This is a genomic window from Thalassococcus sp. BH17M4-6, from assembly GCF_049323015.1.
Classification (GTDB): domain Bacteria; phylum Pseudomonadota; class Alphaproteobacteria; order Rhodobacterales; family Rhodobacteraceae; genus Puniceibacterium.
In genome coordinates this window covers 136,508-153,700 of sequence record NZ_JBMPGU010000007.1, presented here as the reverse complement: position 1 = coordinate 153,700, position 17,193 = coordinate 136,508, and the positions used below count along the sequence as shown (strand labels likewise).

Here is a 17,193-nt window from a genome sequence, read left to right as displayed (position 1 = left end):
CCGGGGGCAGGATGGCAGAGACATCACTCAGCAGCGCGCCACACAGCGTGAACAGCATTCAGTCCAGCTATATGGCGCAGGTACAGCGGCGCAGACTCTATGGCGGGCTGACCCTGCTGATCTTTGTCGTCCTGATGGTGTCGGGCTTCAACATCGCCGACGCTCGCAACGCCGGCGGTTTCTGGGACGGGTTGCACAATGTCGGCGACTACCCCGCCGAAGTGCTTTCGGAGGCGTGGGAAAAGCGCGCCGATCTTCCCGGCCTGATCGTCAAATTCTTTCCTGCGCTGGTAGAAACCGTCAACATCGCCGCCGTGTCGACCCTGATCGGGGCGATTGCCGGGCTGTTCCTGTCCTTTCTCGGCACCAGGGGCCTGGCCAAATGGCCGCGGCTGATTCCGCTGTTCCGGCGCTTTTCGGACATCATGCGCGCGGTGCCCGAGATCGTGATCGCGCTGGTGCTGATCTTCGTTCTGGGCGGCGGCCCGGTGCCCGCGATGATTGCCATTGCCATCCACACCGCCGGCGCGCTTGGCAAGATGTTTTCGGAAGTGGCGGAAAACGCCGATCTGAAACCTGTCGAAGGGCTTGCCTCGACCGGGGCAAGCTGGATGCAGCGCATGCTTTTGGGCGTGCTGCCGCAGGTCGCGCCGAATTACCTCAGCTACGCGCTGCTGCGGTTCGAGATCAACATTCGCGCCTCTGCCATCCTGGGCTTTGTCGGCGCGGGCGGCCTGGGGTACGAGCTGCGCAACGCCATGGCCTGGGGCCCCGGCCGCTTTGACGAGGCGGCGGCCATCTTCATCCTGCTCTTCGGCACGATCGTGTTCTTCGATCAGCTGTCAAGCCACTACCGCAACCGACTGACAGAGGGGCACGGCCAATGACCGCAGCGGATCTGACCCTGACCAAGCAAGAGACCGATGCGCTGTTTCAGCGAAAGCGGCTGGTCGCCTTCGGCATCCCGGCGGTGATCCTGCTTTACCTGACCTATATCTTCTTTGCCTTCGACATCCCCGGCCTTGCGCAGCGGGCCAGCCTGGACAATGCGGTCACGCTGGCGTCGGACAGCTGGTCGCACAAGGTGCACGTGACCCGCGACAACCGGTCGGGCGAGGTCACCTATGCCATCGAGGGCGAACGCAAGGGCACTTATCCAGAGGGTATGCGCCCCGACTGGGTCAGCGGAGAGGAGATCGTCACCATCGACCTCGGCGGTGATCACATCGTGCGCTACCTGCCGGAAAACCGGACCGAAATCGACATTCCCGGCTTTGAGCTTATCGAGGTACGGGCCGAGGGCCGCAGCCTCTCCTCCAACCTGCCGGACGATCTGCCCGACTGGATTTCCGCCTCGAACCGCCGCATCGCGATCACCACGCCCGAAGGGCGCATCACCATGACCGGCGCGCGCACCGAGGTGTTCAACTACTTCCCGGGGTGGGAGCTGTTCTGGTTCACGCTCGACAGCCCCTATCACGGGCAGGGCCTTGGCTCCATCCTGTTCGGCGACCGGATCGACCCCGCCCGCGGCAATATCAGCGGCGCGGTGTCGGACTGGTGGAACAACGCCATGTGGCGGCACAAGGACGTGGCCTGGGCGATTGGCGAAACGATCCTGATGGCGTTCCTTGGCACCATGGGCGCTGCGATGATCGCACTGCCGCTGGCCTTTGTCGCGGCCAAGCGTTTTTCCCCGCTGATGATCCTGCGGGCGGCCACGCGGCGGCTGTTTGATTTCGTGCGGGGGGTCGATGCGCTGATCTGGACCGTTGTGCTGGCCCGCGCCTTTGGCCCCGGCCCGCTGACGGGTGCGCTGGCGATCCTGATCACCGACACGGGCACCTTCGGCAAGATCTTCTCGGAAGCGCTGGAAAACGTCGACAGCAAGCAGATCGAGGGCGTCGCGTCTACCGGCGCCAAGCCGCTGCAACGCTACCGCTTCGGCGTGATCCCGCAGGTTGTGCCGGTGCTGCTGGCGCAGATCCTCTATTTCCTCGAATCCAACACACGCTCGGCCACCATCATCGGCGCGATCACCGGCGGCGGGATCGGGTTGATGCTGACCCAGGCGATCCAGACCCAGAAAGACTGGGAAGAGGTCGCGTACTACATCGTTCTGATCGTCCTGATGGTGATGTTCATGGACTGGTTCTCGGGCTGGCTGCGCGGCAGGCTGATCGGACGCAAGGACTGATGCCTCGCCTTTCCGCCAACACGCCTTTTGTCCATCCCGACTGCGAGGTCAGCGACAGCATCTTTGGCGCCTACGTTGAGATCGGGAAGGGCAGCCGCGTCGCGAACACGATCTTCGGCGATTACAGCTATTGCGACCGCTATGCCGATATCGCCAACGCCCGGATCGGAAAGTTCGCCAACATCGCCGCCTTTTCCCGGATCGGCGCGACGGATCATCCGTTGCACACGGCGGCCTGCCATCATTTCCTCTACCGCTCTGACGACTATTGGGACGATGCCCGACGGGACGAGGCGTTCTTTGCCCGCCGCAGATCGCGCACTGCTCATATCGGCCACGACACCTGGATCGGGGCCGGGGCGATGATCAAGCCCGAGGTGACGCTGGGCGACGGCGCGGTTGTCGCGGCCGGGGCCGTGGTGACCAAGGACGTGGCCCCCTACACCATCGTCGCGGGCACGCCGGCGACACCGCTGCGCCCGCGCCAGCCGCCCGCGATCGCCGACCGTCTGATCGCACTGGCGTGGTGGGATTGGTCGCATGACGCGCTGCGCGCCGCGCTGGCGGATTTCAGAACCCTCAGCGCCGAGGCGTTTCTGGACAAGTATGAACGCTGATCCGGCCCTGCGATCCCGCGTGTGGCGGTCCGGATCGCGGCGCAGGTCCTAGCCCTTCATTCAAACCCCCAGGCCCTCCAGCGTCAGGGTCACCCGGTCCCCGGCGAACCACGTGCGCCCGAACTCGACCGGCACCCCCGCTTCGTCCACATTCACGCCAGAGGTTCTGAGCAGCGGATCACCCTCCGTCAGTTGCAGGTGCAGGGCCTGCGTGGCCGAGGCGCGGACGGCGGTCACGCGGGTAGAGGCGCGGGTGTAGTCCGCAACCCCCGCGACGCGCAGCGCTTCGGTCACGCTGGCGGTTGCCTTGAACGCCGCGCTGATTCCGGGCAGGCGCGCCAGCGGAAAGATACTTTCGAAAAGCGCGACAGGCTGGCCATCCGCCAGCGAAAGGCCGTGATAGGCGCAGACCAGATCGCCGGGGGGAAGATCGAGCGCGCGCGCCTCGCCGTCCGTGGCGGACCGTTCCTCGACCAGCAGAACGCGCTTTGCCGGCGAACGCCCCGCGGCGATCAGGTTTTCATGAAACCGGACGCGCCGACCCAGCGGATAATCCGTCGGCGGGGCTGCCACATAGGCGCCCGACCCGCGCCGCGTCCGTACCAACCCTTCGTCGACCAGGGCAGAGATTCCGTGCCGCACCGTGTGGCGGTTGACACCAAAGCGTTCGGCCAGCGCCGCCTCGGTCGGCAGCTTGTCACCGGGGCCATACCGCCGCTCTGCCAGATCGCTGCGCAGAGCATCGGCAATGGCCTGCCAGATCGGAGTCTTGCCGGACGCGTCACGCAATTTTCACAAATCTCCCCTGTCTTCGGACCGCAAATCTGCTAATATGTGTATAGTTGTATAGTATCTGGAATAGTTGTCGAGATGAAAGACGCTTTCGACGAAAACCCTGACCGCAAGGCTTGGATGAGCCTTCTGGCCAAGGCGCCCGAGGGGCGCGTTGCCGCCCTGCTCGATGCGGCGATGACGCGCCCGCCCTTCACTTGGCTGCGCGCGCCCGAGATCGGCAGCACCATGGTGCGGGGCCGCGCCGGGGCGACCGGTGCGCCGTTCAACCTTGGCGAGGTGACGGTCACGCGCTGCGCGCTGTCTCTCGACACTGGCGAGGTCGGGCATGCCTACATCCAGGGGCGGCGAAAAGCCGATGCCGAAGCGGCGGCGCTGGTCGATGCCCTGATGCAGGGACCGGACGCGGCAAAGGTGCGCGCGGCGGTTCTGGACATCCTCGCGGCAGAGCAGACAGCGGCAAAATCGGCGCGCGCTGCCAAGGCCGCGGCGACCAGGGTCGAATTCTTCACCATGACCCGGGGGGAAGACTGATGCGGGCCGACACCCTCTCGGGCGGGTTCGACACCCCCGCCGTTCAATCCGCACACGCGTTCCGCAGCATCATGGAGGCGATGGCCCGCCCCGGCATCCGTCGCGACATCACCGGCGCGGCGCCGCCCGCGCCGCTGTCGACGGCGGCGGGCGGCGTGTTGCTGACCCTGTGCGACACCGACACGCCCGTCTACCTGGCCGGGGCCGCCGACACCGTTGACGTGCGCGCCTGGCTTGCCTTTCACACCGGGGCGCCGGTGGCAGGCCCGTCGCACTGCATGTTTGCCGTCGGCACGTGGGACGCGCTGCTGCCGTTGACCACCTATCCGATCGGCAGCGCGCAGTACCCCGACCGCTCCGCCACGCTGATCGTGGAATGCGACGAACTCACCGCCTCGGGTGCGACGCTGCGGGGGCCCGGCATCCCGTCGCAGGCCGCGCTGTCGCTGCCCGAGATCGCGGCCTTTCAGGCGAACCGCGCGCTCTTTCCGCTTGGGCTCGACTTCATCTTCACCAGCGGCCGACAGCTTGCCGCCCTGCCGCGAACCACCGAGGTATCCTGATGTACGTGGCGGTCAAAGGCGGCGAACGCGCCATCGAAAGCGCCCATGCCTGGCTTGGCGAAGAGCGGCGGGGCGACACCAACGTCGCCGAGCTTGGCATCGCGCAGATCCGCGAACAGCTGAAACTGGCGGTGGACCGGGTGATGGCCGAAGGGTCGCTTTACGACCCCGACCTTGCCGCGCTGGCGATCAAGCAATCGCGCGGTGACCTGATCGAAGCGATCTTTCTGATCCGCGCCTACCGCACGACCCTGCCGCGGTTCGGGGCATCAAAGCCTGTGGATACAGGCGCCATGAACTGCGATCGGCGCATTTCGGCCACGTTCAAGGATCTACCGGGCGGACAGGTTCTGGGGCCGACCTTCGATTACACCCATCGCCTGCTCGACTTCAAACTCGCCGCCGACGGCGCAGTGCCCGCCGCCCCCACGCGCGAAGCCACGCCCGGCGCCGTGCCCCACGTGACGGAGTTCCTGAATCGCGAAGGCCTGATCGAAGAGGCGCCGGAGGACGACACGCCGCCGCCTGACCTGACGCGCGAACCGCTCGAGATGCCGGCAGATCGCGCGCTTCGCCTGCAGGCGCTGGCACGGGCGGACGAAGGCTTTACCCTCGGGCTCGCCTACTCCACGCAGCGCGGCTATGCCCGCAACCACGCCTTCGTGGGCGAGTTGCGGATCGGCACGGTGACGGTTGAAATGGACATCCCCGAGTTGGGGTTTGCCGTCGAGATCGGCGAGGTCTGCCTGACCGAATGCGAGACCGTGAACCAGTTCAAGGGCTCAAAGACCGAGCCGCCGCAATTCACCCGCGGTTACGGGCTGGTCTTTGGCCAGAGCGAGCGCAAGGCCATCTCGATGGCGCTGGTGGACCGCGCGCTGCGCTGGGAGGAGCTGGGCGAAGACAACGTCGGCGCGCCGGCCCAGGATACGGAATTCGTGCTTTATCACGCCGACAACATCCAGGCGACGGGCTTTCTGGAACATATCAAGCTGCCGCATTACGTGGATTTCCAGTCCGAACTGGAACTGGTCCGCAAGCTGCGCCGCGAGGCGGGCGCAAGCAGCGCACAAGAGGCCGCGGAATGACCCGGCCCCTTTCGTCCTGTCGCTTTAGACCGGCAAACGCGGGCGGCGGTCGAACACGCCCTTCGCGCCTTGCGTGTCCAGCAGCCAACCGTCCGGCCCGGCCACGTCGTCGGCCAGGATCGGTGAAAGCCACAAGATGGCCCGGCCAATCATCAGATCGATTGCAATCACAGCAATCGCAACCACGGCCAGGGACGGCAGCAGGAAAAACAACGTCGACATATCGCCTCCATGATCAAGTGCATCCTTGGGTCGGCATTGAACATAAAAGTGAGACCGTTTTGTGACACGCGACACCGACTACAACTTTGCCTACCTGGATGAGCAGACGAAGCGGATGATCCGGCGCGCCATCCTCAAGGGGCTGGCCATTCCCGGCTATCAGGTGCCCTTTTCCAGCCGCGAAATGCCCATGCCCTACGGCTGGGGCACCGGCGGCGTGCAGGTGTCGGCCGCCGTGCTCACGCCCGAAGACCGGTTCAAGGTGATCGACCAGGGCGCTGACGACACGACCAATGCGGTCTCTATCCGCAGCTTTTTTGAACGGACGGCGGGGATGGCCACGACCACCGCGACCCGCGACGCGACCGTGATCCAGACCCGCCACCGCATCCCTGAAGAGCCGCTGACCGACGGCCAGATCCTGGTCTACCAGGTGCCGATCCCGGAACCCCTGCGCTTTCTCGAACCGCGCGAAAGCGAGACGCGCAAGATGCACAGCCTCGAGGAATACGGGCTGATGCATGTGAAGCTGTACGAGGACATCAGCCGCCACGGCCATATCGCGACCTCCTATGCCTATCCGGTCAAGGTCGAGGGGCGCTATGTGATGGATCCGTCCCCGATCCCCAAGTTCGACAATCCGAAACTGGGCGACATGGCGGCGATCCAGCTTTTTGGCGCGGGGCGCGAACAGCGCATCTATGCCCTGCCGCCTTACACGCAGGTCGTCAGCCTCGATTTCGAGGATCACCCGTTCGAGCCAAGCAAGGCCGATCACCCCTGCGGGCTGTGCGGTGCCACCGACAGCTATCTTGACGAGGTGATCGTCGACGACGCGGGCGGGCGGATGTTCGTCTGCTCCGACACTGATTATTGCGCAGCCCGTCAGGCGGCGGGCCACAAGGGAAAGGATGCCGCATGATCCCTCTGCTCTCGGTACACGGTATCACCAAGCGATATGGCGCGCATATCGGTTGCGCGGATGTGTCGTTCGACCTTTATCCTGGCGAAGTCATGGGCATCGTCGGCGAAAGCGGATCGGGCAAGTCCACGCTTCTCAACTGCATGGCCGGGCATCTGGCGCCGGATGCGGGCCAAGTGGTGTTCGACACACGCACCGACGGGCCCAAGGACACCGTCACCATGTCCGAACCCGAACGCAGGATGCTGAGCCGCACCGACTGGGCCTTTGTCCACCAGCACGCCCGCGACGGGTTGCGCATGGGTGTCAGCGCCGGCGGCAACGTGGGCGAGCGGCTGATGGCTGTGGGCGCGCGGCACTACGGCGACATCCGAAACAAGGCCACCGACTGGCTGGAGCGGGTCGAGATCGACGCCACACGAGTCGACGACCGCCCCACGACGTTCTCCGGCGGCATGCAGCAGCGCCTGCAGATCGCCCGCAACCTGGTGACCGGACCGCGGCTGGTGTTCATGGACGAGCCCACCGGCGGGCTTGATGTCAGCGTACAGGCGCGGCTGCTGGATCTCCTGCGCGGACTGGTGCGCGACATGGGCCTGTCGGCGATCATCGTGACCCATGATCTGGCCGTGGTGCGCTTGCTGGCCGACCGGCTGATGGTGATGAAATCGGGCCGCGTGGTCGAGGCCGGTCTGACCGACCAGGTTCTGGACGACCCGCAACACGCCTATTCGCAACTTCTTGTCTCTTCCGTTTTGCAGGTGTGACCGATGATCGAGCTCGAGGACGTCTCGAAAACCTTCACGCTGCACAACCAGGGCAGCACCGTGATCGACGTCATCAGCGGCGTCTCGTTCTCGGTCGCGCCGGGCGAATGCGTGGCCCTGACCGGCGCGTCGGGCGCGGGCAAATCGACCCTGATGCGCATGATCTACGGCAACTACCTGACGCAATCCGGCTCCATCCGGATCGGCGGGGTCGATCTGGTGCAGGCAGAGCCGCGCGAGGTGATCGCACTGCGCCGCGAGGTACTGGGATACGTCAGCCAGTTCCTGCGCGTCGTGCCGCGTGTGCCCACGCTGGACGTGGTGGCCGAACCGCTGCGCGCCGTCGGGGTCCCGGTCAGCGACGCACAGGCGCGTGCGCGGGTGCTGCTGAGCCAGCTCAATATCCCGGAACGGCTCTGGTCGCTGTCGCCCACCACCTTTTCGGGCGGCGAACAGCAGCGCGTGAACATCGCGCGCGGCTTTGCGCATGACTACCCGGCGATGCTGCTGGACGAACCCACCGCCAGCCTCGATCCCACGAACCGTGAGGTCGTGCTGTCCCTGATCGAAGAGGCCAAGGCCCGCGGCGCCGCCCTCATCGGCATCTTTCACGACGCCGCGGCGCGGGATCGTGTCTGTGACCGCGAAATCGATGTGAGCGTGTTCACACCCGGGGTGGCCGCATGACGGCAGGGCGCCTTATCGCCGTGACCGGCCCGTCCGGTGTGGGCAAGGACAGTGTGATGCGCGGCCTCTGTCGCGTCATGCCCGGCCTGCACCTGGTGCGGCGCGTCATCACCCGCGCGCCCGACCTGGGGGGTGAGGATTTCGATGCCGTGTCGGTGTCCGAATTCGCGGATATGGTGGAAAACGGTGCCTTTGCCGTGCACTGGGACGCGCATGGGCTTTCGTACGGCATTCCCCGGACCGTGATGTACCAGTTGAACCGGGGTACGGATTGCCTTGCAAATTTCTCGCGCTCCGCCCTGACAGAGGCTGCGGCGGCCTTTCCGAATATCACCGTCCTGCACGTCACCGCAAAGCCGGACACCCTGGCCGCGCGCCTTGCCGCACGCGGGCGCGAATCCGAGGACGAGATCGCGGAACGTCTGGCCCAGGCGGAAAAGAACCTGCCGGATGGGCTGGACGTGATCCAGGTGTCCAATGACGGACCGCTGGACCAGACGGTCGCCGTGGCCCTGGCCCGGCTGCAGCCCGCGCGTGTATAGCGAGAATGAAAGCCGAACCATCCGTACCCGCCGAAGGCCTGACAGGCGGCACGTAACAAATCGCGAAGCGAGCGTATGACATGAACTCTCCCCTCCCCGCATCCTTCCTGACCCGATCCCAAGACAGCGCGGTGGCCGATCTTTGCCTGGCCAATGCACAGCTTGTCCTGCCTGATCGCGTCGTTCTGGGATCGGTGACCATCGAAAAGGGCGTGATCACCGACATCGCCGAAGGCGATGCCGTGCCCGATGGCGCGCAGGACTGCGGCGGTGATCTGGTGCTTCCGGGCCTGGTGGAGCTGCATACCGACAATGTCGAACGCCACCTCGAACCTCGCCCCGAAGTAGACTGGCCGCATCTGCCGGCCCTTCTGGCCCATGACGCCGAACTGGCCGGGGCCGGTATCACTACGGTGTTCGACGCGATGCGCGCAGGCTCCATCCATTCCGGCAAGGGCCGCTATATCGACTACGCCCGCAAACTTGCCGACGAACTGCTCGCCGCCCGGGCCAACGGCCTGTTCAAGATCAGCCACTTTCTGCATCTGAGGGCAGAAATCTGTTCGGAAACCCTGCTGGACGAACTGGCGGCCTTCGGCCCCGAGGACCGGGTCGGGATCCTCAGCCTGATGGACCACACGCCGGGGCAAAGACAGTTCCGCGACCTCGCCGTCCTCAAGACCTATGTCGCCAAGAAGCGCGGCATGAACGACGCGGAATTTGCAAAACACGTGCAGACCCTTCTGGACCTGCAGGAACGCTTTGGCGCCAAGCACGAAGCGGGCGCGGTAGCAGAGGCGACCCGCCTGGGCGCCGTTCTGGCCAGCCACGACGACACCACTGCCGAGCATGTGGCGACCTCGGCGCGGCACGGCGTCGGATTTGCCGAATTTCCCACAACGCTCGAGGCGGCCCAGACCTGCCGCCGCCACGGGATCGCCGTGATGATGGGCGCGCCGAACCTGATCCGCGGGGGCTCGCATTCCGGCAACGTCGCCGCCGAGAAACTGGCCCGGAACGATCTGCTCGACATCGTCTCGTCGGACTATGTCCCCTCTGCCCTGCTTCTGTCCGCCTTCCATTTGGCCCGGATCTGGGAGGACCTGCCGCGCGCCGTCGCGACCGTCACCCACAACCCGGCTCGCGCCGCGCGCCTCACTGATCGGGGCGCGCTGCAAGCCGGGATGCGCGGCGACGTCCTGCGCGTCCGTCAGGCCGGACAAACCCCGCTCCTGCGCGGTGTCTGGAGCCAGGGGCGCCAGGTCGGCTGAAGGGCGCGCCTGTTGCCGCTTCCTCGCACCAGGCGTCTGAGCCCACGAATGGACGGTCGACAGATCGAACATGATGCCATGGCCGCGGCCAAAGGCGGCGAAACCCGTGCTGATTTCCAGACGAAAGACGCTTGAACGGGCCGACCGTTGCGTTTAAACGCTCGGTCGGTACGCCTCAATAGCTCAGCTGGTAGAGCAGGTCCTTCGTAAGGACAAGGTCGGGGGTTCGAGTCCCTCTTGAGGCACCACTTTTCCCAATCCGTTTCGAACTCGGGCCTCCTGACAACCCATGGGTTCGCCCATGCCCGGTGTACCGACACCGGGCAAAGCAGTGCGCGCTAGTGCGCCTGAGTCTTAGGTTCCGCGATGGTCTTTAGGACCTCTTGGTTGCGCGCTTCGCGTTCGGGGTCGGGATCGGGGGTGACGTCCTCGACGTCTTCCACCGGCTCATCCGCCGTGCCGATCAGCAGCGGCAGCATTTCCGCACCGGCGGGCACGGCGCCGTCGACCTGCGGCGGTGTGCGCCAGGTCAGCGTGTCGAAGCCCTGGCAATTGCTGCAGACCGGGGCCCAGTCGACGGTGATGTGATTGCAGTTGTCGCAAACCCATTGCGGACCGCGCGGCGCGATCGCCGCCTTGGCCAGCCAGCCGCGCACCACGCTGTCGGGCGCGCCTTCGCCGCGTTCGATCGCGGCCATGATCGCCAACACGCGAGCATCAGGTTCCTTCTCGACCAGATCGCCAAGGGCGCGGCGGGCGCCGGGGAAATCCTCTGCGGCGAGGAAGAGTTCGGCCATTAAAAGCCGGGTTTCGCGGTGATCGGGCTTGATTACCGTCAGCTGGCGGAACCGTTTCAGCCGCTCTGCCGGGGTCTCGTTGGGCTCGATCTCGGCAAAGGCGGCGGCCAGATCGGGATGCGGCTGTGCCTCCCACGCGCGCTTCAGGATGCGCACGGCGTTCTTGCTGCGGCCGTCGGCGATATAGCCGCGCGCCGCCATGGCCGCGGCCGGGATCAGATCGGGCGACGATTTGTTGGCGGCAATCGCGGCTTCGCGCGCCTCGATGCTCTTGTCCGCATCAAGGATATCCTTCGCCTCGGACAGGGCCAGAACCGCGTCGCGGCGCTTGTGCACATCGCGCGGCAGGGCGCCGTGCTTGAGCTTGGCGTTCAGCGTCTTGCGGGCGCCGGACCAGTCATGCCGCTGTGCCTGAAGCCGCAGCAGCACGTCCTGCACTTCCTCGTGCTTGGGTTTGATCGCAAAGGCGCGTTCGGCCAGCTTCAGCGCGGTTTCGGTATCCCCCGCCTCGAGCTTCTGGCGCATGATGCCGCGCACGCCGACAAACCGGGTGGAATTGTTGGTGACAAGGCGCTTGTAAACCTGTTCGGCCTTCGCCCGGTCGCCCATCATTTCCGCCGCCTGGGCGGTGATCAGATCGGTCACTTCGGGCTTGTGCAGATAGCGTTCGGCCTTGGCCGCCTTGGCCATCGCCACCCGTCCTTCGCCGCTGGCGAGCGCCAGCATGCCTTCGCTCAGCGCCTCGAACCCCTTGCGTTCGCGGTTGCGATCGAAATAGCGCGAAATCGCGGTTTCATCGCCGTTGATGAACCGCAGCGTCGCGATGAGCAGCGAAAAGAGCTTGAGCAACACCCAGACGGCCACGACGATGACCACCGCAGCGATGACCGATTGCAGCGGCCCGAAGGTGTATTCCGTGCCTGCCACGGTCAGTTGCACGCCGCCGCTGCTTTCCATGAGGTAGGCGGCACCGAGGGTCAGCGCCGCGACCAGCGCGACGAAGATCAATATCTTGATGAGAGACCAGAGCATCCAAAGACCCTTATTGCTTGTTCAATTCCTGCGTCAACGTATCGGCGGCGGCCTGCGCTTGGGCGCGCAGTTCGGCCCGGTCGATCCAGTCGGCCATGGCGGCCTTTGCCGGTTCGGGCAGCGTCGCGATTTCGTCCAGCGCTGTCGGCAGATCACCGGCTGTGATCGCGGCTTCGGCCCGTGACAGAACCGCGTCGGGATCGTCGCCGTCCTTGGGCGCGACCGACCGCGCGCCAAGCTGCGCCTTGAAGAAGCCGGTCAGGCGGTTGCCTTCGGTCGCATCGGCACCGGACTGCCGGGCCGCGGCCAATCCGGCGCGGGCCGCGTCGGGAAAGCTGTCGGCCAGGCCGGTCAGGGTGGGCACACCGTCGGCGGCGGCGGTTGTCAGGACGTCGGGCACGGTGACATCGTCCGCCGCCTCGATGGTGATCACCGAATCGTTGAAAGGCTGGCCATTCTCAAGCGCGGCAGTCAGTTCGGCCAGAGCCGCGCGCGCCTTGGCGAGTTCAGCCTGGGCGGCGGCGTTCTGTTCCGCGGCCACCGCTTCGGTCGCCATATTCTGGATTTCGACCCGCTGTTCGGAGATATCGGCGCGCAGGGCGTCGAGTTCACGCTCGTAGGCGGCGATGGCGTCGGGTGACACGGTGTCGGCGATGGGGGCCTTCTCAAGCTCGACCACCCGCACCTCCAAAAGTCCGATCTGATCGGTCCAGAGCGAGGCCTGTTCGTTCAGCGACGCAACCTGCTCTTTCAGATCGTCGAGCGCGGCGACGGTGCCGGAATCGTCAAGGCCGCCCAGCGTGGTTTCGACCGCATCGAGCCGTTCGGTGAGCGAAGCGACGCTGCCCTGCTGGCTGGCCAGCGCGGATTCGGTCTGGGTGCGGAACGGATCTTCGGCGGGGGTGCCGCTGGCGAAAGGCCAGTCATTCGATTCGTACTGCGCGGCCAGGAAGCCCGCGCCCGCTGCAAGGATGCCGCCCAACAGCACGGGAACAAAGCCGCTGCGTTTTTCGACGACGGTTTCGCGCACGACCTTGGGCTGCACCGGCGGGATGGAAGAGGTACCGGGACCGCGATCCGCATCCGGCTGCGCTTCGACCACGCTGGCGCCGGTCGTGTCGGTCTCGCTATCAGAGTTATCGGTGCTGGCTACGTCGGCAGAAGCGTCGCTGCTGTCCTCGGAAGTCGACGCCGCATCGGCGTCATCGGTCTTGGCGGAGGCATCGTTATCGGGCGCCCCCTCGTCACCGGCGTCGTCTGCCTTGGCTGGCTCCGGATCGGAAGCCTCCGCCTGCGCCTCGTCGGACGCGTCTTCGTGTTTTTCAGGCTCCGCGACCTTGGCATCGGGAACGTTCAGCGGATCGACCGGCGGCAGTTCTGTGGCCTCGGCATCCGCCTTGTCCGTGTCCGTTTCGGACGTGTCTTTGGATTTCTTCGAGTCTGCCACGTGTCGCCAACCTTTCGAATCTCAACGCTCTGAACACGTTGTCCGGTCAGCCGACCTTACTGCGCGCCCCGCCCGCTCTCAAGCGTCCTTGCCTCATCCATAAGCATTGCCACCATTTTTAGCATCTCGCTGCCCGTCGGACGGGCAGCGACGCAAAGCCTGATCGGGGGCGTTTGCGCCAGCGTTTCGGCCACGGCCCCGCTCATTGCGACGATCCAGGCAGAAGTAAGCCGCGGCGCGCTTTCGGCAAATCGCGCCGCTGTCCGGGGGGAAAAAAGCGGCACGATCACCGGCCCGGGGCCGTCCAGCGCCGCCGCGGCCTCCGCTGTCAGAGACAGCAGGGGCTGGTCGTAAATCACCGCCTCATGTGTCTCTATCCCTGCCGAACTCAGTCTCTTCGCCAGTTCGCCCCGGCTGTGCGCGCCGCGCAGGTGCATGAGCGGCCCGGCGGTGGACCGCGCCATGATCAGCGCAATCAGATCCTCCACATCGCCATCGGCGCTCACGGGCTCAAAGCCCGCGGACCGCGCCGCCGCCGCGGTCGCCGCCCCGACCACAAAACACGGGTCGAGCGGCGTGCCACCAAGCGCCCGAAACGCATCAACCGCGCTGGCCGAGGTAAAGATGACGCCACGCATGGCCCCCATGTCGGGCAGCGGTCCAGTGGTCTGCAAGCCGATCAACGGCGACACGACGCTTGCGAATCCCGTGCCGACTTCGGCGCGAAGGGCCGTCACAAATGCCTCTGACCGGTCGGCGGGCCGGGTCATCAGCAAGACCGGCGGTGTCGGGGGCGGGATTGTGGGCACCATGGTCCGGTGGTACTTCGTCACCACGCCTGACGCAATGGGACCGACCGTGCCGAACCCGCCCCTGATCCTTGGACTGGAAAGCAGTTGCGACGATACCGCCGCCGCCGTGCTGCGCGGGCGCGAGGTGCTGTCGTCGGTCGTCATGGGCCAGGCAGAGCTGCACCGCGCCTTTGGCGGCGTCGTGCCCGAGATTGCCGCCCGCGCCCATGCCGAAAAGCTCGACCTCTGCGTGGCCGACGCGGTGCGGCAGGCCGGAATCGCGCTGAAGGACATCGACGCCATCGCCGTCACCTCCGGGCCGGGTCTGATCGGCGGGGTGCTGTCGGGTGTGATGCTGGCCAAGGGGCTGGCCGCGGGTCTCAACCGCCCGCTGATCGGCGTGAACCATCTGGCCGGTCATGCCCTGACTCCCCGGCTGACCGACGACCTGCCATTTCCTTATCTGATGCTGCTGGTGTCGGGCGGGCATTGCCAGTTCCTGATCGTGCGCGGCCCGCAGGAGTTCACCCGGCTTGGCGGCACCATCGACGACGCTCCGGGCGAGGCGTTCGACAAGACCGCCCGTCTGCTGGGCCTGCCGCAGCCCGGCGGCCCGTCGGTGCAGGCCGCGGCAGAATCGGGCGACGAAACCCGGTTCCGGTTTCCCCGTCCGCTGCTGGACCGCCCCGGGTGCGACCTGTCATTCTCGGGCCTCAAGACTGCGCTCTTGCGGCAGCGCGACGGGCTGATCGCGGACCATGGCGGGCTGCACGACCGCGATATTGCCGACCTCAGCGCCGGATTTCAGGCTGCGGTGCGGGACGTACTGCTGGAAAAAACACAGCGCGCTTTGGCCATCTATCTGGCCGAGGCATCAGCCCAGCCGGGCTTTGCCATCGCGGGCGGGGTGGCTGCAAACGCGCCGCTTCGTGCCGGATTAGAGACGCTTTGCGCCGATCGGGGCGTGACCTTCAGCGCTCCGCCGCTGGCGCTTTGCACCGACAATGCCGCGATGATCGCCTTTGCGGGCGGGCTGTTGCTGGCCCAAGGGGTGCAGCACGACATGACGCTGTCGGCGCGCCCGCGCTGGCCGCTGGACGCTGCCGCGGCACCGCTGGTCGGGTCGGGCAAGAAAGGAGCCAAGGCATGAGCATTTCGGTTCTGGGATCAGGCGCGTTCGGCACCGCGCTGGCCATCGCCCTCACCGAAGGCGGGCGCGATGTCTGCCTGTGGGGCCGCGATGCCGGTGCGATTGCGGACATGCGGGAAAGCCGCCGCAACCCGCGTCTGCCTGACGCCCCGCTGCCCGACGACCTGCGGCTGAGTGACAAGCTGCAAGAGGCGGCGCAGGCGGACACCTTGCTGCTGGCCACGCCGATGCAGACTCTGTCGGGTCTGTTACGGCAGATCGAAGGGCCCTTGCCGGGCACCGCCCTCGTGGCCTGCTGCAAGGGCATCGACCTCGACACCGGCACCGGCCCGTCGGCGGTGATCGCGACGCAAAAGCCCGACGCCCTGCCCGCGATCCTCACCGGCCCCAGCTTCGCCGCCGATATCGCCATCGGCCTGCCGACGGCGCTGACACTGGCCTGCCCCGATGCGGCGCGCGGCGCGACGCTGCAGGAACAGCTTTCGACCCGAACGTTGCGGCTTTACCGCAGCAGCGACATGATCGGGGCTGAACTGGGCGGTGCGCTCAAGAACATCATCGCCATCGCTTGCGGCGCCTGCATCGGCGCAGGCTATGGCGACAGCGCCCGCGCCGCACTGATGACCCGCGGCTTTGCCGAGATGATGCGCATCGCCGATCATTTCGGCGCGGACCCCGAAACGCTCAACGGTCTGTGCGGGCTGGGCGATCTGACCCTGACCTGCACGTCGGACCTGTCGCGCAATTACCGGCTGGGCCTGTCGCTGGGCCGGGAAGAGCCGTTCGACAGCGCCCTGACCGTCGAAGGCGCGGCCACAGCCCGCGCGATGGCGCATGTGGCGAAATCCACCGCGCTCGACCTGCCGATCTGCACCACAGTGGCGCGGCTGGTGACCGAAACCCTGACCGTGCGGCAGGCGCTTGACGCGCTGCTGTCGCGCCCCCTGAAGGAGGAATAACAGTGCTCATCGCCCTTATCGCCCGGGACAAACCCGGCGCGCTGCCGATCCGGCAGGAAAACCGCCCGCTGCATGTGGACTATCTGAAATCCTCGGGCGCGGTACAACAGGCCGGACCGCTGCTGGATCAGGCAGGCGAGATGTGCGGATCGCTGATCATCCTTGACGTGACCGACATGGCCGAGGCCGAAGCCTGGGTCGCAGGCGACCCCTACGGCAAGGCCGGGCTGTTCGCGTCGGTCGAGCTTATCCCGTGGAACCGGGTGATCGGATGAAGTACTGGCTTTTCAAATCCGAACCGTCTGTCTGGGGCTGGAACGATCAGGTTGCCAAGGGGGATGCGGGCGAGGAATGGGACGGCGTGCGCAACTACCAGGCGCGCAATTTCATGCGCGAGATGACGGTGGGCGACCTTGGGTTCTTCTACCACAGCCAGACCGAAAAGGCCGTCGTCGGCATCGTCGAGGTGATCGCAGAGGCGCATACCGACAGCACCACCGACGATGACCGGTGGGAGTGTGTGGACATCAAGGCGGTGCGGCCCTTCACCTCTCCGGTCACGCTCGACATGTGCAAGAACGACCCGCGCCTGTCGGACATGGCGCTGCTGCGCAATTCGCGCCTGTCGGTGCAACCGGTGACCGAAGAGGAGTGGAAGGTGGTCTGCGAACTGGGGCAGACCGAGGCATGACGCCAAGAGCGACCGGGCCGAGCCAGAGCGGCGGGCCGGGGTTTGCCGCTGCGACGCCCGTGCTTTGCGATTTATCCCGAAACCCCGCAGGCCGCAGAAACATCGTTCAAACGGTGACGAAGCG

General features: G+C 66.1%; 20 protein-coding genes and 1 tRNA gene. 16 read left to right on the top strand and 5 right to left on the bottom strand.

Annotated features, from left to right (window positions below; translation table 11 throughout):
• Nucleotides 1-11 precede the first annotated feature (11 nt).
• From phnE (ACOXXX_RS11985) to ACOXXX_RS11975, 3 genes are read left to right on the top strand one after another with little or no spacing between them, the layout of a single operon-like run.
• On the top strand, nt 12-887 hold the full coding sequence (gene phnE / locus ACOXXX_RS11985; protein WP_422826822.1) for a phosphonate ABC transporter, permease protein PhnE: 876 nt from the start codon (nt 12-14) through the stop codon (nt 885-887).
• Nucleotides 884-2,197 (top strand): phosphonate ABC transporter, permease protein PhnE, encoded by a 1,314-nt coding sequence (gene phnE / locus ACOXXX_RS11980; protein ID WP_422826821.1) that lies wholly within the window; start codon nt 884-886, stop codon nt 2,195-2,197. Before phnE (ACOXXX_RS11985) ends, phnE (ACOXXX_RS11980) begins: the two co-directional genes overlap by 4 nt.
• Nucleotides 2,197-2,814: a DapH/DapD/GlmU-related protein gene (locus tag ACOXXX_RS11975; RefSeq protein WP_422826820.1), complete on the top strand. Its 618-nt coding sequence runs from the start codon at nt 2,197-2,199 to the stop codon at nt 2,812-2,814. The genes phnE (ACOXXX_RS11980) and ACOXXX_RS11975 overlap by 1 nt, the downstream gene beginning before the upstream one ends.
• A 60-nt stretch (nt 2,815-2,874) precedes the next feature.
• On the opposite strand, the gene phnF is transcribed toward ACOXXX_RS11975, so the two are convergent.
• Complete coding sequence (gene phnF, locus ACOXXX_RS11970) at nt 2,875-3,603, bottom strand: phosphonate metabolism transcriptional regulator PhnF (RefSeq protein WP_422826819.1); 729 nt, start codon at nt 3,601-3,603, stop codon at nt 2,875-2,877.
• A gap of 81 nt (nt 3,604-3,684) precedes the next feature.
• Between phnF and phnG the strand changes: the two genes are divergently transcribed.
• From phnG to ACOXXX_RS11955, 3 genes are read left to right on the top strand one after another with little or no spacing between them, the layout of a single operon-like run.
• Nucleotides 3,685-4,140, top strand: coding sequence for a phosphonate C-P lyase system protein PhnG (phnG, locus tag ACOXXX_RS11965; protein ID WP_422826818.1), 456 nt, complete (start codon nt 3,685-3,687; stop codon nt 4,138-4,140).
• The gene (gene phnH, locus ACOXXX_RS11960; RefSeq protein ID WP_422826817.1) at nt 4,140-4,703 is read left to right on the top strand and encodes a phosphonate C-P lyase system protein PhnH; all 564 of its coding nucleotides are present in this window, start codon (nt 4,140-4,142) and stop codon (nt 4,701-4,703) included. The genes phnG and phnH overlap by 1 nt, the downstream gene beginning before the upstream one ends.
• Nucleotides 4,703-5,791 (top strand): carbon-phosphorus lyase complex subunit PhnI, encoded by a 1,089-nt coding sequence (locus ACOXXX_RS11955; RefSeq protein ID WP_422826816.1) that lies wholly within the window; start codon nt 4,703-4,705, stop codon nt 5,789-5,791. The genes phnH and ACOXXX_RS11955 overlap by 1 nt, the downstream gene beginning before the upstream one ends.
• Before the next feature lie 24 nt (nt 5,792-5,815).
• On the opposite strand, the gene ACOXXX_RS11950 is transcribed toward ACOXXX_RS11955, so the two are convergent.
• Nucleotides 5,816-6,013, bottom strand: coding sequence for a hypothetical protein (locus ACOXXX_RS11950; RefSeq protein WP_422826815.1), 198 nt, complete (start codon nt 6,011-6,013; stop codon nt 5,816-5,818).
• Between the two features lie 61 nt (nt 6,014-6,074).
• On the opposite strand from ACOXXX_RS11950, the gene ACOXXX_RS11945 reads away from it, so the two are divergent.
• The 6 genes from ACOXXX_RS11945 to ACOXXX_RS11920 all read left to right on the top strand — a co-directional run bounded on the left by ACOXXX_RS11945 (nt 6,075) and on the right by ACOXXX_RS11920 (nt 10,450).
• Entirely contained in the window at nt 6,075-6,935 is an 861-nt protein-coding gene (locus ACOXXX_RS11945; RefSeq protein WP_422826814.1) for an alpha-D-ribose 1-methylphosphonate 5-phosphate C-P-lyase PhnJ, read from the top strand.
• Nucleotides 6,932-7,702, top strand: coding sequence for a phosphonate C-P lyase system protein PhnK (gene phnK, locus ACOXXX_RS11940; RefSeq protein WP_422826813.1), 771 nt, complete (start codon nt 6,932-6,934; stop codon nt 7,700-7,702). The genes ACOXXX_RS11945 and phnK overlap by 4 nt, the downstream gene beginning before the upstream one ends.
• Before the next feature lie 3 nt (nt 7,703-7,705).
• Nucleotides 7,706-8,389, top strand: coding sequence for a phosphonate C-P lyase system protein PhnL (gene phnL / locus ACOXXX_RS11935; protein ID WP_422826812.1), 684 nt, complete (start codon nt 7,706-7,708; stop codon nt 8,387-8,389).
• Nucleotides 8,386-8,931: a phosphonate metabolism protein/1,5-bisphosphokinase (PRPP-forming) PhnN gene (gene phnN / locus ACOXXX_RS11930; RefSeq protein WP_422826811.1), complete on the top strand. Its 546-nt coding sequence runs from the start codon at nt 8,386-8,388 to the stop codon at nt 8,929-8,931. The genes phnL and phnN overlap by 4 nt, the downstream gene beginning before the upstream one ends.
• Nucleotides 8,932-9,011: 80 nt before the next feature.
• On the top strand, nt 9,012-10,202 hold the full coding sequence (locus ACOXXX_RS11925; RefSeq protein ID WP_422826810.1) for an alpha-D-ribose 1-methylphosphonate 5-triphosphate diphosphatase: 1,191 nt from the start codon (nt 9,012-9,014) through the stop codon (nt 10,200-10,202).
• A 172-nt stretch (nt 10,203-10,374) separates the two neighbouring features.
• Nucleotides 10,375-10,450: transfer RNA gene (locus tag ACOXXX_RS11920), tRNA-Thr, on the top strand.
• A 90-nt stretch (nt 10,451-10,540) separates the two neighbouring features.
• Here the strand turns inward: ACOXXX_RS11920 and ACOXXX_RS11915 are convergent.
• From ACOXXX_RS11915 to ACOXXX_RS11905, 3 genes are read right to left on the bottom strand one after another with little or no spacing between them, the layout of a single operon-like run.
• Nucleotides 10,541-12,031, bottom strand: coding sequence for a heme biosynthesis protein HemY (locus ACOXXX_RS11915; protein ID WP_422826809.1), 1,491 nt, complete (start codon nt 12,029-12,031; stop codon nt 10,541-10,543).
• A 10-nt stretch (nt 12,032-12,041) separates the two neighbouring features.
• Nucleotides 12,042-13,478 (bottom strand): mitofilin family membrane protein, encoded by a 1,437-nt coding sequence (locus ACOXXX_RS11910; RefSeq protein WP_422826808.1) that lies wholly within the window; start codon nt 13,476-13,478, stop codon nt 12,042-12,044.
• Between the two features lie 56 nt (nt 13,479-13,534).
• Nucleotides 13,535-14,290 (bottom strand): uroporphyrinogen-III synthase, encoded by a 756-nt coding sequence (locus ACOXXX_RS11905; RefSeq protein WP_422826807.1) that lies wholly within the window; start codon nt 14,288-14,290, stop codon nt 13,535-13,537.
• 46 nt (nt 14,291-14,336) lie between these two features.
• Between ACOXXX_RS11905 and tsaD the strand changes: the two genes are divergently transcribed.
• Genes tsaD through ACOXXX_RS11885 form a run of 4 tightly spaced genes read left to right on the top strand, consistent with a single transcriptional unit; the run spans nt 14,337 to nt 17,069 of the window.
• Nucleotides 14,337-15,419, top strand: a complete 1,083-nt coding sequence (gene tsaD, locus ACOXXX_RS11900; protein WP_422826806.1) for a tRNA (adenosine(37)-N6)-threonylcarbamoyltransferase complex transferase subunit TsaD — start codon at nt 14,337-14,339, stop codon at nt 15,417-15,419.
• Entirely contained in the window at nt 15,416-16,378 is a 963-nt protein-coding gene (locus ACOXXX_RS11895; protein ID WP_422826805.1) for an NAD(P)H-dependent glycerol-3-phosphate dehydrogenase, read from the top strand. Before tsaD ends, ACOXXX_RS11895 begins: the two co-directional genes overlap by 4 nt.
• 2 nt (nt 16,379-16,380) lie before the next feature.
• Nucleotides 16,381-16,653 (top strand): YciI family protein, encoded by a 273-nt coding sequence (locus ACOXXX_RS11890; RefSeq protein ID WP_422826804.1) that lies wholly within the window; start codon nt 16,381-16,383, stop codon nt 16,651-16,653.
• On the top strand, nt 16,650-17,069 hold the full coding sequence (locus ACOXXX_RS11885) for an EVE domain-containing protein (protein WP_422826803.1): 420 nt from the start codon (nt 16,650-16,652) through the stop codon (nt 17,067-17,069). Before ACOXXX_RS11890 ends, ACOXXX_RS11885 begins: the two co-directional genes overlap by 4 nt.
• Nucleotides 17,070-17,193: the final 124 nt, after the last annotated feature.